The 13,844-nt window shown below is 67.8% G+C and carries 14 protein-coding genes and 2 pseudogenes; 8 read left to right on the top strand and 8 right to left on the bottom strand.

Annotated elements, in window-relative coordinates; genetic code table 11:
• Window positions 1-577: 577 nt before the first annotated feature.
• Together AWX74_RS31040 and AWX74_RS31045 are read left to right on the top strand one after the other, a co-directional pair.
• Window positions 578-2,533: an outer membrane protein assembly factor BamB family protein gene (locus tag AWX74_RS31040; RefSeq protein ID WP_226932688.1), complete on the top strand. Its 1,956-nt coding sequence runs from the start codon at window positions 578-580 to the stop codon at window positions 2,531-2,533.
• Window positions 2,530-2,823, top strand: coding sequence for a MurR/RpiR family transcriptional regulator (locus tag AWX74_RS31045; RefSeq protein ID WP_091284043.1), 294 nt, complete (start codon window positions 2,530-2,532; stop codon window positions 2,821-2,823). Before AWX74_RS31040 ends, AWX74_RS31045 begins: the two co-directional genes overlap by 4 nt.
• On the opposite strand, the gene AWX74_RS31050 is transcribed toward AWX74_RS31045, so the two are convergent.
• Window positions 2,807-4,522, bottom strand: a complete 1,716-nt coding sequence (locus tag AWX74_RS31050; protein ID WP_114476438.1) for an IS1182 family transposase — start codon at window positions 4,520-4,522, stop codon at window positions 2,807-2,809. The genes AWX74_RS31045 and AWX74_RS31050 overlap by 17 nt on opposite strands.
• A gap of 312 nt (window positions 4,523-4,834) precedes the next feature.
• Between AWX74_RS31050 and AWX74_RS42305 the strand changes: the two genes are divergently transcribed.
• Window positions 4,835-5,278: a MurR/RpiR family transcriptional regulator gene (locus AWX74_RS42305; protein WP_341271987.1), complete on the top strand. Its 444-nt coding sequence runs from the start codon at window positions 4,835-4,837 to the stop codon at window positions 5,276-5,278.
• Between the two features lie 256 nt (window positions 5,279-5,534).
• Here AWX74_RS42305 and AWX74_RS31060 read toward each other — a convergent pair.
• Window positions 5,535-5,669 (bottom strand): annotated as a pseudogene (locus AWX74_RS31060) (DDE-type integrase/transposase/recombinase); the annotation flags it as partial.
• Window positions 5,670-5,892: 223 nt separating this feature from the next.
• Between AWX74_RS31060 and AWX74_RS31065 the strand changes: the two are divergent.
• Complete coding sequence (locus AWX74_RS31065) at window positions 5,893-7,047, top strand: IS110 family RNA-guided transposase (RefSeq protein WP_165615859.1); 1,155 nt, start codon at window positions 5,893-5,895, stop codon at window positions 7,045-7,047.
• A gap of 10 nt (window positions 7,048-7,057) precedes the next feature.
• On the opposite strand, the pseudogene AWX74_RS42310 reads toward AWX74_RS31065, so the two are convergent.
• Window positions 7,058-7,586: pseudogene (locus AWX74_RS42310) on the bottom strand (non-canonical purine NTP pyrophosphatase).
• 341 nt (window positions 7,587-7,927) lie between these two features.
• Between AWX74_RS42310 and AWX74_RS40305 the strand changes: the two are divergent.
• The 3 genes from AWX74_RS40305 (at window position 7,928) to AWX74_RS31080 (ending at window position 9,171) form a co-directional block, all read left to right on the top strand.
• Window positions 7,928-8,098: a hypothetical protein gene (locus AWX74_RS40305; RefSeq protein ID WP_161934861.1), complete on the top strand. Its 171-nt coding sequence runs from the start codon at window positions 7,928-7,930 to the stop codon at window positions 8,096-8,098.
• 161 nt (window positions 8,099-8,259) lie between these two features.
• On the top strand, window positions 8,260-8,490 hold the full coding sequence (locus AWX74_RS31075) for a hypothetical protein (RefSeq protein ID WP_152991668.1): 231 nt from the start codon (window positions 8,260-8,262) through the stop codon (window positions 8,488-8,490).
• A 207-nt stretch (window positions 8,491-8,697) separates the two neighbouring features.
• Entirely contained in the window at window positions 8,698-9,171 is a 474-nt protein-coding gene (locus AWX74_RS31080; RefSeq protein ID WP_054571564.1) for a hypothetical protein, read from the top strand.
• 149 nt (window positions 9,172-9,320) lie between these two features.
• On the opposite strand, the gene AWX74_RS42890 is transcribed toward AWX74_RS31080, so the two are convergent.
• The 5 genes from AWX74_RS42890 to AWX74_RS41685 form a co-directional block, all read right to left on the bottom strand.
• Window positions 9,321-9,683 carry a DUF6907 domain-containing protein gene (locus tag AWX74_RS42890; protein WP_054571563.1) on the bottom strand — a complete coding sequence of 121 codons (363 nt, stop codon included), beginning with the start codon at window positions 9,681-9,683 and terminating at the stop codon, window positions 9,321-9,323.
• Window positions 9,684-9,943: 260 nt separating this feature from the next.
• Window positions 9,944-10,816 (bottom strand): SAM-dependent methyltransferase, encoded by an 873-nt coding sequence (locus tag AWX74_RS31090; RefSeq protein ID WP_226931196.1) that lies wholly within the window; start codon window positions 10,814-10,816, stop codon window positions 9,944-9,946.
• Window positions 10,813-12,276, bottom strand: a complete 1,464-nt coding sequence (ltrA, locus tag AWX74_RS31095) for a group II intron reverse transcriptase/maturase (protein WP_054571505.1) — start codon at window positions 12,274-12,276, stop codon at window positions 10,813-10,815. The genes AWX74_RS31090 and ltrA overlap by 4 nt, the downstream gene beginning before the upstream one ends.
• A 498-nt stretch (window positions 12,277-12,774) precedes the next feature.
• On the bottom strand, window positions 12,775-12,972 hold the full coding sequence (locus tag AWX74_RS40310; RefSeq protein ID WP_091284047.1) for a hypothetical protein: 198 nt from the start codon (window positions 12,970-12,972) through the stop codon (window positions 12,775-12,777).
• A gap of 413 nt (window positions 12,973-13,385) precedes the next feature.
• A complete protein-coding gene (locus tag AWX74_RS41685; RefSeq protein ID WP_226930798.1) occupies window positions 13,386-13,571 on the bottom strand; it encodes a hypothetical protein in 186 nt (61 codons plus the stop codon).
• On the opposite strand from AWX74_RS41685, the gene AWX74_RS41690 reads away from it, so the two are divergent.
• The gene (locus tag AWX74_RS41690; protein ID WP_226930799.1) at window positions 13,570-13,779 is read left to right on the top strand and encodes a hypothetical protein; all 210 of its coding nucleotides are present in this window, start codon (window positions 13,570-13,572) and stop codon (window positions 13,777-13,779) included. The two genes, AWX74_RS41685 and AWX74_RS41690, sit on opposite strands and share 2 nt — an antisense overlap.
• Window positions 13,780-13,844 lie beyond the last annotated feature (65 nt).

A 13,844-nucleotide genomic window follows, 5' to 3' on the forward strand; every position in this document is an offset into this window, starting at 1 on the left:
TGAGTCATTTTCGACTCAGCTCGTCCACCAGCTCCAACAGCTCGGCCACCAGGTCACCCTGACAGCCTCACCCTGAGTCATTTTCGACTCAGTACTAAGCGGTACGGGCGGTTCCCGACAGCACCGGCCACCCGGACAGCCGCGTCGAGGCCGTCCCCCTGTGGCCACGGTGGCGGCGCGAGGCCGGGTGGGGCCATGGCGGTGACACTGACGAGTCAAGGGAAATTTTGTCTGAACTTTACCTTTCTTCTGTAAGGAATTTTCATACATCGCGACCCGAAGGATTGTAAACGATCTTTCGTCGATGGCTAGACTGAGGCATGCAGATCACCGGCGCCGTGCTCACCATCCACGGCAACGCGCTCGCAGGGATCGCGGTAAGTGACGGGCGGACCTGGACGTTCACTCGCGACGACGGCTCGTTCAGCCTCCGCACCGTGCCGGGGCGCCCGGTCTGGGCCGGCGCCCCAACGGCTGGACGGGCCGCTGGTGGCAGCACGCGGCGGCGGGGGAGCCGCTACTGTTTCAGCTTCACCCGAGCCGCGCCGGTGGCGATCCACACCCACCCTCAGGGGAGCTGCGATTCGCGCACATCACGGACACGCATGTCAGCGCGATCGACGGTGACCCGTCCCAGGCGGTCGAGCTCGCCGCCCGCTACGGCGACCAGACGGACACCACCAGCGGCCTGCGCTACGCGCTGGAGGCCGCAGCCGATCACGGCGCGGCATTCGCCGTGATCACCGGTGACCTCACCGACCACGGCACACCCGAAGAGTTCCGGCGCGTGCTCGACTCCCTCGCCGCCGCGCCGCTGCCGGTAGAGATCGTGCCGGGCAACCACGACCACTACGGCCACCGACACCAACCCCACCCCGGCGACACCCCCCACGGTGGCGGGTTTCTCGGCGCGGCAACACTTACCCGCTACGAGCAGGCCATGGGCCCACGCTGGTGGTCAGCCGACCTAGGCGGCGTGCACCTGCTCGCCCTGGACTGGTTCAGCGCCTGGTGCGGCATCGACGACACAGACCAGCAACGCTTCGTGATCGCAGATCTCGCCACCCGAGCCCCCGGACTGCCGGTCGTCGTGCTCGCCCACAACCAGCCCGACCACGACACACTCGCATTGATCCGCTGCAATGCCGCACCCGACGGCCTCCTCGCCGTGCTGTCAGGACATTGGCATGCCGACGCACAGCGCAATGTCGGCGGCTGTCACCTGCTCAGCACGCCCGCAGCCAGCTTCGGCGGACTGGACTGGTCACCACCGCAACTCCGCCTCATCACCCTCACATCCTGCCTGAGAACTACGGATCTACGGCACAACACGATCCCAGCGCTACCGAAACCGCCACGGTCACCGACCACGTCTCGCGTCGACGCCCCGACCTCGCCCCGCACCACCAGCCACTCGATCGGCGACCATCAACATCTTGGCACCCTCGCAACCCTCGCCGGCACCGTCATCGCACCGAGCGCCGACACCCACGGCGCAGGACACCTGACCCGCCTACACACCTCTAACACCGACGGTAGCGACGGTAGCGACGGCCGAGTCGACGTGTTGTGGACGATGCGCGTCGCGGACGAACCTGTCACCGGCGTTCTCGCCAGCCATGACCAGATCCTGGCGTGCAGCCATGCCGGCACCCTCACCGCGCTCGACCCAGCCACCGGCGCAACCCACTGGACCCGGCACCTCCCACACTGGCAGCAACGCCGGCTGCTAGCCACCCCCATCCTCACCGCGACGGGCCGGCTGATCGTCGGTGACGTCGGCGGCATCACCTGCCTGAACATCGACACCGGGGATACAGTCTGGCACCGCGACCAGCTCGGCCAGGTTGACACTCTGCTCACCTACGGAACCGGTCTGGCCACCGACCGCTTGGCCGTGCTGCCCCTCGGCGGCCCCACCCCGGGCCTGACCGCTTTGAACCTGCGCGACGGCACCCTCGCCTGGACCGACCCACCCGGCACACCACCGCCCTCCACCTCGCTGGTTGCCATTGACGGGACCGATGCGCTATTACTCCGCACCGCAGGACCCACCCTCGAGCGACTGGACCTGTCCACCGGCCAGATTCGGTGGCGCACCACCGTGACCGGCCGCTTCTCCACGGCCGCTCCCCTGGTCACCGACGAGGCGATCCTGCTCGTCACCGGCGACGGCATCGCTCACCGGCTCGACCCGGATCACGGCGACATCTTCGACCGCCAGCACCTGCACGGGCTGCGCCCCGCCTATGGTCCCTACCGGTCCACCGGAACAGGCGCGCCCACCACTCCCGTCCATACCCCCCTCGGACCGATGATCGTGCTGCTCGATGGCAGCATCTGGCAACTGGGCTGCCCCGACGGTCCGCTCCTCGTCGGCGACATCGCGTCGCCCGTCACCACCCAGCCTGTTTCACTCGGATTGAACACCCTCGTCGTACTCAGCACTGACGCGGTCGTTCACCTGCTCGACATCAACGCCCCTGTAACCCGCCCCACGCTCGCCGGTCTGGCATCGTGGCAGGCATCATGACCAGCGCCACCCACAACCGCCGACCCAACACCAGTCAACACATCGCAGACGTTGTTGCCAATGGTGGCACCATCACCGCACAACTCCGCGCCTGCATGCCCACCTTGACCCCCAGTGGTCAACGGATCGGCCAGGCCATCCTCGCCGAACCCCGCGACATCATCCACATGACCGTCACCGACCTCGCCGAACGCACCGAGACCTCGGTCGCCACCATCGTCCGATTCTGCCAGGACATCAGCCTCAAAGGCTTCGCAGACCCTGCTGGTTTATTCAGGCTGCGTGGGTGAGGTCGAGCCGGGTGAGGTGGGTGGTGCGGGTGCGGTCGAGGGGCTTGCCGGTCCAGTAGGCATCGAGCCGGATCATGTTGATCGCGGTCGCGGCGATGGTGTGTTCCAGGCTGGTCTTGGACAGGCCGCGGTAGCGGGCGGTCCGGATACCCGTGACGTGGGTGGTCTGGCGGATGGTGCCCTCGATCCCGGACCGGGCTGCGTAGCGGCGTTTCCATTCGTCGGTCGTCTGTGCGGCCCGTGCGGTGACGGTGGCTTCGTGGAGCTCACGGTCCCGGAGGGTGATGTGGCGCTGTTTGCCTTTCGTGCACTGTTCCCGGGCCGGGCAGGGACCGCAGGTCGCTTTCGTCCAGGTCACCACGATCACCTCGGCGGCGCGCTGGCGGGACGGGTTCCACGTCGAGCTGGTCCGGCCCTGCGGGCAGGTGCCGCGGCGGCGGTCGAAGTCGAAGGAGAAACTCGCCTTGTCGTAGCCCGCCCGGGCTTTCGCCTGGTGGGAGTGGTCGAGCAGGATCGGGGTGACCAGGCGGATCCCATAAGCCCGGGCGGAGTGGATGATCTGGTTGGCGCTGGGGTAGCCGGAGTCGAGCAGGTGCTCGTCGGGGGCCAGCCCGTTGCGGTCGAGTTCGGTGTGGATGTCATCCAGGGCGGCCGCGTCGGGGGTGGTCGCCGGGGTGGTCAGCACCCCGATGATCAGGTTCGGGACGTCCCCACGCCCGGTCGTGTCGGGTGCTGGTGCGGGGTCGGGTGGGGTGCAGGTCTCGGTGAGATGGACCTTGTACCCGTCCCAGCTCTGGTCACGTTTGAGGCTGTGCCGGGTGTCGAGGTCGTAGGGCGAGATCAGGCGGTCTCTGCCAGGCGGGAGACCGTCTCCGCCTTCGGAGGTGTTCTCCCGCCGTCGTACCACCTCCGTCCCGCTGCCCGTGGTGTACCGGTAGAACTGCTGCACCCAGACCCGCCGTAAAACGTCGACGGCGGGGATCTGGCGCAGCCAGACCGGCGCGTCGCGGGCGTGGACGGCCGCGAGCAGGTGGTAGCCGTCACGGCCGTACTCGACCATGAGGGCCTTACGCTTCGTCTCCGACGCGGGAAGACGCCAGGTGTCGACCCGCGCCCCGTACCGCCGCTGCCAGGAGTCGTCGATCACCCCGCCCAGCCAGGCCGGGGCGGCGCTGGCAAGCGCCTCGAGCGCGGCGCGCACGGTCTCCCCGGCCAGTTCCAGCCGGCACAGCTGCCGGATCGCGCCGAGCACATGGGTGGAATCGGTACGCGCCCGCCCGCCCGCGGTGAGCAGCCCCTGCGCGACCAGACGCGCCAGAAGCGCGTCGAGGGCGTGGGTCGCGAGATCCCCCGCGACCAGCCGGGTCCGGAACTCCGTGAACACGCTGGCGTCGAACCCGGGATCGTCGAGATCGAGACCGAGCGCGTACTTCCACGACATCCGGTCCCGGACCGCGTCCGCGGCCTGCCGGTCGGTGAGGTTCTCGGCGAACTGCAGGACCGTGGCCATCATCAGCTGCGCCGGGGAGATCCCCGGCCGGCCCCGCACCCCGAACGCGCCGGTGAACCGGCCGTCCTCGTAGACCACGCCGAGCTCGTCACGGATACGCATCGCCAGGTTCCCCTTCGGGAACGCGGCACGCGCGACCTGCGCGGTCAGTGGCGGGACCTCGGGCCAGGGTCTCGGTTGCAGGGACACGACCAGCATCATCCCGACCCGACACCCACGGCCAGCGTGCCGTCCCGGGTGTTGCGCACGGGTTGAGAGACACCCCCACAACCCGAATAAGCCAGCAGGGTCTTCGCAGACCTCAAAATCCGTCTCGCCGCCGAATCCATCCCTGCCGAACGCGGCCTGCACGAAGACGTCGCCGCGGCCGACGAGCCCGCAACCGTCCTGGACAAGATCCTGAACAGCACCGCCCAAGCAATTACCGAAGCGTCCGGCACGGTCGACCACGACAGTTTCGCCCGGGCCGTTCAAACCCTCGCCCACGTCGAGCGGCTACTCATACTCGGTGTCGGCACCTCCTCCCCCCTCGCGCAGGACGCCGCGTACCGATTCCGCACCGTCGGGCTGACCACGGAAGCACCCCTCGACCCACACATCCAGCACGTCACCGCACGCCTGCTCCACCCCGGAACTGCCTGCCTTGCGATCAGCCACACCGGGCAGACCCAAGAAACCCTCGCCAGCGCCGCCGCCGCCAAACAAGCCGGCGCCGAAACCATCGCCCTCACCAGCTTCTACCGGTCACCACTCGCCAAAATCGTCGAAACCTGCCTCGTTGCCGGAAGCCGCGAAACGAAATTTCGCATCGAAGCCATGAGTAGCCGCATCATCCACTCCACCATTCTCGACGCCCTCTACGTCGCCGTCTGCCTCGCCAACCCAGAACGAGCGCAAACCACCCAGCAACTCACCGCCGAAGTCCTCGCCGAACACCGCATCTAACTTGTCGCTTAACCTTCAGGTGGGGACTGTGTCGCCAACGGTTTCCGGCAGATTTAATCAGTAGGACTCGACGGACAGCCAACGGTCACGGTAAGTGATCGCAAAGGCGTCGATCACGGGTTTCCAGCGGACCATCCACCGGGCGCGGCCGGCCCCGGTGGGGTCCAGGCTGCGGGTCACGGCGCTATTGCGTTTGGCGAAGGCGGGGCATGCCAGTGGCCGGGGCGTCTGCCGGTCAGACGGCGGCGGCGAGTTCGGTGAACGCGGCGGCGAAGAAGTGCCGGGCGGCGGCCTGGTCGCGCCGTTCGCTGGCCAGGACGTCGATGACCTGACCATGCTGGTCAACAGCCCGGTACACGTAGGTCCACCGGCCGGAGACCATCACGTAGGTGTTGGGTCGGGCCGAGGCGCGGTGCCAGTCTTTCGGCTGATCCGTTTCCTCGGCCCGCCCGCCGAGTCGGGTAGGCCGCCGGCGACGTGCCCTGGTTGGGTCCTTTTCCGTCGGCCCCGCCGAACCCGCCGGGCGGCGTTAACTGCAACGGGCTTTCCAGTGGTTATGTCGTGGGTTACGTGGTCGCCGGCCGGCGTGGATGGCCTCGTGGCAGGGGCGGCAGGTGACGAGTGTCTTTCTCTGCCCCATGGCCATGAGGCGGACCCATGCCGGTTTACAGCGGTTGCGGGCCTGGCTACTGGAACGCCGGGTGGAGGTCGTGGTGCTGGAGGCCACCTCCGACGACTGGCGGGCGGTCTATTACGTGTTGCAGCCGGATCTGAACCTGATGCTGGTCAACCCCTCTCATCTCAAGGGAATCCGGGGTCGCAAGACCGATCCCAGTGACGCGGCGTTCCTGGCACGGGCCGGCGCGTCGGGCATGGTGATGGCGTCCTTCGTCCCGGCACGGAAGATCCGGGAACTGCGGGACCTGACCCGCCGGCGGACCGAACTGGTGCGCGCCGCAAGCTGGGAGGCTCAGCGGCTGGAGAAGGAGCTCGAGGACACCGGGATGAAACTCGCCGCGGTCCTCACCAACCTGGTCGGTGTCACCGGCCGGAAGATCCTCGAAGCCCTCGTCACCGGCGAGCGCGACCCCCACCTGCTCGCCGACTTCGCCACCGGCCGGGCCCGCGCCAAGATCCCGGCACTCATCGAGGCGCTGGACGGCGAGTTCACCGACCACCACGCCTCCATGGTCCGCCACTACCTCGACGAGATCGACCGCTGGAAGGCGGTCATCGCCGGGTTCGACGAGCGGATCGCGGCCATGCTCACCGGCCAGATGCAGGACCTGGATCTCCTGGCCTCGATCCCCGGCATCGGCCGCCTCGCGGCCGAGATCATCATCGCGGAGACCGGGGGTGACATGGCCCAGTTCCCCAGCGCCCATCACCTCGCCTCCTGGATCGGGGTCTGCCCAGGCCAGAACGAGTCCGCCGGGGTGAACAAGTCCGGCCACATCCGGACCGACAATCGCAACCTCAAACGCCTGCTCGGGATCGCCGCGATGGTGGCGATCAAGAAGAAGGACTCCTACCTGGGCGCTTTCTACCGCCGGCTCGCCGCCCGCCGGGGCGGCCGACACGCCCAGGTCGCCGTCATGCACAAACTCACCATCGCCATCTGGCACGTCCTGCACGACAGGGTCCCCTACCGCGACCTGGGCGCCGATCACTTCGCCAAACGAGATCCCGAACGCGCCATGCGCCGCATGATCAAGCAAGCCAACAGCCTCGGCCTCACCATCCGCTTCGAACCGATCGGGGTCACCTGAGGCGCACCGGTCACTTTATTTTCTCGCGGAGGGCGTCGGCCGCCAGGCGCCGGTTTGAGGTCGCGTTCTTCTCCTCGCTCGGCATTTCCGCGAAGGTCAGGGTGCTGCCGCTGGGTACGAAGATGGTGTCGTAGCCGAAGCCGCCGCTGCCGCGAGGCTCGGTGGTCAGTGTCCCGTGAACGGTGCCGATGAAGACCCGGACGCCGGTCGCGTCGGCATAGCCGAGAGCGGTCGTGGCCCTGGGTGCCGACGGTGTCCAGGAACCATGCGACGAGGGCGCCGGGGAGGCCGTTCCAGGCATCGAGTGCCAGACCGGTGTCGTCGACGAGTACCGGACGGTGCAGCTTCGCGTAGGCGTCCGTGGCTTTGCGTTCCACCACCGTCGCGACGTCGAGCGACTGGATCTCGACGAGGTCCAGTCTGGTCGCGGTGACCTCGATGCCCAGGATGGTGGAGTACTCGCGGGCCTTGCCTGGATTCCCGGTGATGAGCGTGACACGGTCGATCATGTGTTCCTCGCTTCGGCGTGGTCTCGGCATACTGTGGCGCGGCGGTGGCGGGCCTACGGATGGCCCACCGTCCGGCTGGTCTCGGCGGACGTGCGCTCGTGTCGTGGGAGGCCGCGGTCGGCAAGTGCCGGGCCCGCGTGCCGAAGCGGCGTTGCCTGGACGGCCGCGCTACGGTGAAGACGCTTCCCACAGTGGGCTCGTTCCGAGGTCGTGCTCAACCCGGAGCCCACTCGCGGTACCAGCGCGGTGATCGATGACCACGATCTGGCACCGCACCCCTGGGCATCAGTCGGGCCGCGCCGATCGCGGCCCGACCCGCCTGCCTCGTGGCGACACCGAGGCCTGAGATCGGAATCTCCAGGAGATGTGTCATGGGCAAGTCGACTCCGATGGACCGCGAGGCCGCCGACCGGATCAGCCGGGCCGCGGTGAACAACCCGAACTCCGCCACCGCCCTGACCGGCTGGGATGGCCGTGCGCGCGATGCGGCGGACAGCAACGAGGGCGACGACGGGCCGATCTGGGACGATGACGACGAGTGATCGCGTCGGCCCGGTGGATCTGACCGCGGCCGGGCTGATCAGGGCACGGAGGGTCTACACCGTGGCTTCGTCGATCGACCTATCGTGAGCGCGTGCGCCGGGTTGCCAGCGGCCGGTGGGGGCACAACCCGGCGCACGCTGGCCCATCTGTGCAGGTCAAGGTGGCTACCAAGACCTCATGGTCGAACCTCTGTGCGATTCTGGTGGGTGTGTGGCTGACGATCGACGGCGAGCGATACGACCCGTCCGGCGCCTACGTCGATCTTGAAGCCGAACGGGCACGGATCGCCCAGGCGCTGTTCCGCTGTGAGGTTGAGCAGCTCCACCTCGCCGACGGGCGGCGGGTACTGGTGAACTGGCGGTCGGTCCGCCTCGTGCACATCGGGGAGTAACGGGCCGGCCGTCGCCACCCGCTGCAGGAAACGCGAACTACATGGTTGCACCGGGATCGCCGCGGTAGCGGCCCGCGTAGGCGGCGAGCGCAGCATGACCCGATCGCGGCCCGCACCCGGGCGGATGTTCCACCCGCATCTGGCAGGCGGCCGCACAGCTCGCGCGAAGCGGCGGCGGGCAGTCCCGTGCGGTGATAGCCACGGGAAATGGATGATCGCCAGAGGCTTCTTCGGCTCGTCTCTCTCGTCGCGTGGGCCGGCGAGCCTGGCTCCGACAGATCCGGCCTGCGTTTCGCGAACACCGAAGACGAGCGACAGTGGAACGGCCCGACAGCCGCCTGGGTGGCCGGGCTCGAACGAGGCGAGGTCACGCCCGAGCCCGAGGGTGATCAGGCCCGTGCCGCGCTGTGGCGTCTGGCCTCGTGGTATGCCGTGGCGGTGCGGAGCGGTAACGATCCGGCGGGGGGTGACATCGACACCCGCGAGTTCTCCGGCGTTGCGTACTACGCCGTCGACGGTCTCCCGGACGGCGTGCTCGCCGTGCTGGGCCGGATGGTGCGCACCTGGCTGAACTTCAACTTTGATGTCGATGAGGTGAGCTTGGCGCGCCGTTGGGCCGAGGACGTCCAGGCGACAGCGTGGCGGCTGCTTGTGGCCGAGCAGTTCAGCCGCCACGCGTAGCCCTTCGGGTCTGCTGGCCGTCCTCGTGGCGATCTGCCAGGTCCCGCGGACGCACCCTTGCGCCGAACCGTCCGAAGGCACCAACGCGTTCGCGGCCGCCCTTCTGCGTGAACGGGCGGCGTTGACGAATGCGTCGGGGTTAGACGCCGTCAGACGACGAAACCGGCCCCGGACGATCCGGCCCGCAACGTCGCGATCGCCCGCTGGAGGGCTCCCACGAGGTCCTCCGTCTCGTCGGCGGTGAGGCCTTCACGATCGGGCTCGTCAATGTCGCTGCTTCCCAAAGTGATCACAGGAGGGTCCGCGGTGGTATGAGTCACGTATTGTTCGATCCTCACCACAAGCTCCAGGGGGTCCCCTCGTATTCCGTCTCTTTCGGGAAGATCGATGAGGGCGATCTCGGCCGTGTGATAGCCGCCGGGGCCGTTGGGCTCGGGCCTCAGGTGCCCGGCCGGCTCCTGGCACCAGGACGGACAGGAACGATAACGATCATCGCCGTTCACCGGACTCATGGTGTCTGGTCCGCTCCTCTCGTCGCGACCGGTCAGGCGGCCTTCGTGAGCCCTCTCCGTGTCGCCGCGTCCTCGACGTCCCACCCATCAATAATCCATCTCAGCCGGGTCCAGGGGGCGGGAGATAGCGGCTGGTCGAATCGATTGTTGGTCGGCGACCTCTTTCCCGCACGCCCCACAGCCCTGGCCCAGGCCGATCATCGACGCCGTGGTGAAGGTGCTCGACCCGTCGGGGGTGAAGGCCATGACGGGGACCGCGCTCAGGGGATGCGGGCGAGGGCTCCGTACACGTTGACTTCGGCGTCGGTCGGGCCGTCCAGGCTGGTGTCGTCGGGCCGCCAGCGGTGCACGGGCTGTACCCCGGGTTCGATGACGTCGAGGCCGTCGAAGAAACGCTCGACCTCGCCGCGGGTCCGGACCGTGGCGGGGATGCCCTGGCCCCGGTAGATCTCGACGACCCGCCCGACCTCGTCAGGTGCGAAGTCGGGAGTGACGTGGGTGAGCGCCAGGTAGCTCCCGGCCGGAAGCGCGTCGAGATAGCGGCGGAGGATGCCGTACGGGTCGTCGGTGTCCGGGATGAAGTGCAGCAGAGCGATGACGGACAACGCGACGGGGCGGGTCAGGTCCAGGGTGTCGCGAAGCTCGGCCGACTCGAGGATCTTCTCGGGTTCCCGCAGGTCGGCATCCAGATAGGCCGTACGACCCTCACCGGTGCCGGTGAGCAGAGCACGCGCGTGAGAGAGCACGATCGGGTCGTTATCGGCATAGACCACCCGGCAGCCCGGGTCGATGCCCTGGGCGACCTCGTGCAGGTTCGGCGAGGTCGGAATACCCGTGCCCACGTCCAGGAACTGGCGGATCCCCGCTTCCTGGGCGAGGAACCGGGTCACCCGGTGCAGGAACGCACGGTTCTGCCGGGCGGTGACCCGGCCGTGCGGAAACACCGCGAGCGCCTGCTCGGCCGCCTGCCGGTCGGCGGGAAAGTTGTCCTTACCACCGCGAAGTCGGCCCGAGGCGCGGTGCCGGCATTTCGGCCGGTCCGTTTCCTCGGGCCGCTTCCCGAACCCGCCGTGCCCATTACTGAGCAACGGGCTCTGCACAGGCCCCGTATTTATGGCTCGTGTTCTCGTCATCCCGCGACCACCCATGGCGAGGGGATCGCCGCTCCCCGGTACCGGTATCGAGTTGTGCTGATCGACCCGGGGTGGAGCAGCGTGGTCTCGCCGTCAGCTGGCCACCATTTCCATCCGTTGCCGCTGTAGCGGCGTCGGAGGGCCTTCCAGCCCGTCTTGCAGTGTTTCCTGCCTACCCAGGCCCACACCTGCCGCCAGACGACGGAGGCGAGGAAACCGAAGGTCTTACTGGACACACCCTGCCGGAAGTAGGTGCACCAGCCCCGCAGCACCGGATTGAGCCGGTGCAGCAGAGCCGACAGCGGTTGGTCGACGTTCGTGCCCCGGCACACGTCCTTGACCCTCTGGCAGATGGCGCGCAGCGCCTTTTTCGCCGGGTAGGTGTAGACGTAGTGCCGGTCTTCGCCACGCTTCTGGTGACGCTGGATGCGCCATCCAAGGAAGTCAAGGCCCTCGTCAATATGGGTTACCAGGGTCTTCTCCGGGGACAGTCGTAGCCCAATCCCGGCGAGAACCCCGGCGATCTCCTCTCGCAGGGCTTCCGCGTCCGCCTGGGTGCCCTTCACCATCAGGCACCAATCATCCGCGTAACGGACCAGACGGAAATTCGGTAGACCCTGGCCACGGCGTTTCCGCCGCTCCCACTCGCCGGTCAACGGGCCTCCCGGCATCTGGGCGATATGCTCGTCCAGTACCGACAGGGCCACATTAGCCAACAACGGGGACAAGATCGACCCTTGCGGAGTGCCAGCGTCTGTGCCCCGCAGCGCGCCGTCCTCGGTGAGGACACCTGCTTTCAGGAACGCCTTCACCAAGGCCAGCACACGTTTATCCCCGATCCGAGCCCGCACCCGCTCCATAAGAGCGGGATGCGAGATCTCGTCGAAGCAGGCTTTGATGTCGCCCTCCACGACCCACTCGTAACAACGGGGGCGTGAGCTGAGAAAACGCACCTCGGCCACCGCGTCCTGAGCCCGACGGCCCGGGCGGAACCCATACGAACACGGCAAGAAATCCGCCTCGAAGACAGGTTCCAACACCAGCTTCAAAGATGCCTGGACCACCCGGTCGGCAACGGTCGCGATCCCCAGACGGCGCACCTTGCCGCCGGTCTTGGGAATCATCCGCTCCCGCGCCGGCAACGGGCGGAAGCTACGGTCTCTTAGCGAGGCCCGCAACCCGTCGAGGAACTTCCCGACGCCCCTGGCCTGGATGGCGTGCGCCGAAACGCCGTCCACCCCCGCCGACCTGGCACCCTTGTTACTCCGCACACGAACCCACGCCACCAACAGAAACGCGGGGTCGTGGACGAGGTTGAAAACATCGTCGAACCGACGACGAGGCTCGTCCCGAGCCCAACGGTGTAGTTTGGCCTGGATCTCCAGTACCCGGCGCTCCGCCTCCACGAAGGCGTCATCAAGCTCCGGCCCGCCGATATTCACCAGCGCGGCTCCTGGCATTCCAGCATCCTCCCTACCAGCCTGCTGGTCCCCTTCCCCATGTACACGCCTCTCGCGTGCTCGGAGTACTACGGGACCTCCGCCCCGCCCCTGGCCACCAGCCGGCAGCGAGCCTGCCCCACATGGGGGCGACCACGGACGGTTCCCACGTTCACCACATCACCGATCGACCAGGTAGGCGCCCAGCTGTACCCCGACAGCCTCGCCACGGCTACGCCGCAGACATTCACCGTGACCTCCTCACCGGCTAGCTGACCCGGCTTCAGAGTTGACCGCCTCCACCTACCAGACGGCCACGCGCTGCACACCGGCCCTTATCCACCAGATTTGAGCCGGCACGACTCTTACGGAGCGTCAACCACTGATTCGCTTACGCTGCACCTTCTGATCTCGATTGCCGAACCCGGCCCATCTGGCAGTGCTGGACCGTCCCGGCGTTGTCGGGGCCGCTTCCCGTCCTCCCCGGCGCTCCCCGGATCAGACTGCCCCCATCTTCAATCAGGCCGCTGCGACGGCCCAATGGCGAGGGTCTCCCACCCCTGCTCGGTGACGCGGCGCCTCGTGGCGCAGCAGGTAGTAGTCGTACATACGGGCGGTGTGCGGCACGTCCACCTTCAGATCGACCGGGTTGATGCGCTCTCTGCTGGGCGTGAACCACGGCTTCCGGCTGGACACTCCGGCCTTGGCATCGGTCACCGTGCACAACCCCCAAATTCGGCGTAATCGTCTGGGGTCACCTTAACGGGTAGCTAATTGCCTTCCCCAGGGGACGCCGCAGACAGTCCGTGAGTGACGTGCCGGCTGGATGGCTTGTCGCACCAGGGATCGACCCGGATGTTCGCGATCGCCGCCGCCTGCATGGAGGCCCTGCGGTTTCCTCCCGGCCTGCCGCACGTCGGGATACCGCTCGTAGGCGCGGCCGCGGCGAGTGGACCGGGTCTCAACGTCGGACGCAAAATAGGGGACCGTGACCGACCCTGGGAGCGCCGCGCAGCGGACGTTGGCCCTGCTCACAGGCCAGCTCCACGTCGTGCACCACGAAGGTGGCCCGGACACCGCCGCGCTGCGGGCGGCACACCACCAACTCGACGCGATCATCCGCGACGCTGCTACCCGCCCCGATCGAGACCATCACCAGCGTGGAACGGCTGACCGTCGGACTCCTCCTGCAGCTCGCCAAGACCACCCACACATCCCCGCAGGAGATACTCCAGGACATCGCGGTCCTCCACGCCCGCCAGGGCGCGGACGCCGACCCGGCCGTCGCCTTGCTGGCCGCCCGCCCGCCTCGACATGGCCGACACGACGTCGGCTTCGGCACCGTTGGATGCGGTACACCAGGATCTGATCTTTCATGCGGTGCAGAGCAACCCGCAGCGCACCTTGCGCACCCTGACCATGGTCGCCACCGCGTTGCTCGTGGCCCTCGCCGGAGCCCTGGGAACAACCCCCGAGAACCTGATCGCCCGTCTTGCTCCCTACACCTTCCCGCACGACCACTGACCCGTCCCAGAGAAGACCGGGCCAGAGGGGGCCACGCCCGGGGTCCGAGGAATGGGGGCCGTGTC

Origin of the sequence: Parafrankia irregularis, from assembly GCF_001536285.1 — a bacterium.
Taxonomy (GTDB): domain Bacteria; phylum Actinomycetota; class Actinomycetes; order Frankiales; family Frankiaceae; genus Parafrankia; species Parafrankia irregularis.

What these genes read in the sequence shown, in the direction of transcription:
- AWX74_RS31045 (WP_091284043.1), top strand. Translation starts at nt 2,530, where the DNA reads ATGACCAGCGCCACCCACAACCGCCGACCCAACACCAGTCAACACATC.
- AWX74_RS40305 (WP_161934861.1), top strand. Translation starts at nt 7,928, where the DNA reads ATGGGCAAGTCGACTCCGATGGACCGCGAGGCCGCCGACCGGATCAGC.
- AWX74_RS31080 (WP_054571564.1), top strand. Translation starts at nt 8,698, where the DNA reads ATGGATGATCGCCAGAGGCTTCTTCGGCTCGTCTCTCTCGTCGCGTGG.
- AWX74_RS42890 (WP_054571563.1), bottom strand. Translation starts at nt 9,683, where the DNA reads ATGAGTCCGGTGAACGGCGATGATCGTTATCGTTCCTGTCCGTCCTGG.
- AWX74_RS31090 (WP_226931196.1), bottom strand. Translation starts at nt 10,816, where the DNA reads ATGACGAGAACACGAGCCATAAATACGGGGCCTGTGCAGAGCCCGTTG.
- ltrA (WP_054571505.1), bottom strand. Translation starts at nt 12,276, where the DNA reads ATGCCAGGAGCCGCGCTGGTGAATATCGGCGGGCCGGAGCTTGATGAC.
- AWX74_RS41690 (WP_226930799.1), top strand. Translation starts at nt 13,570, where the DNA reads ATGGCCGACACGACGTCGGCTTCGGCACCGTTGGATGCGGTACACCAG.
- AWX74_RS41685 (WP_226930798.1), bottom strand. Translation starts at nt 13,571, where the DNA reads ATGTCGAGGCGGGCGGGCGGCCAGCAAGGCGACGGCCGGGTCGGCGTC.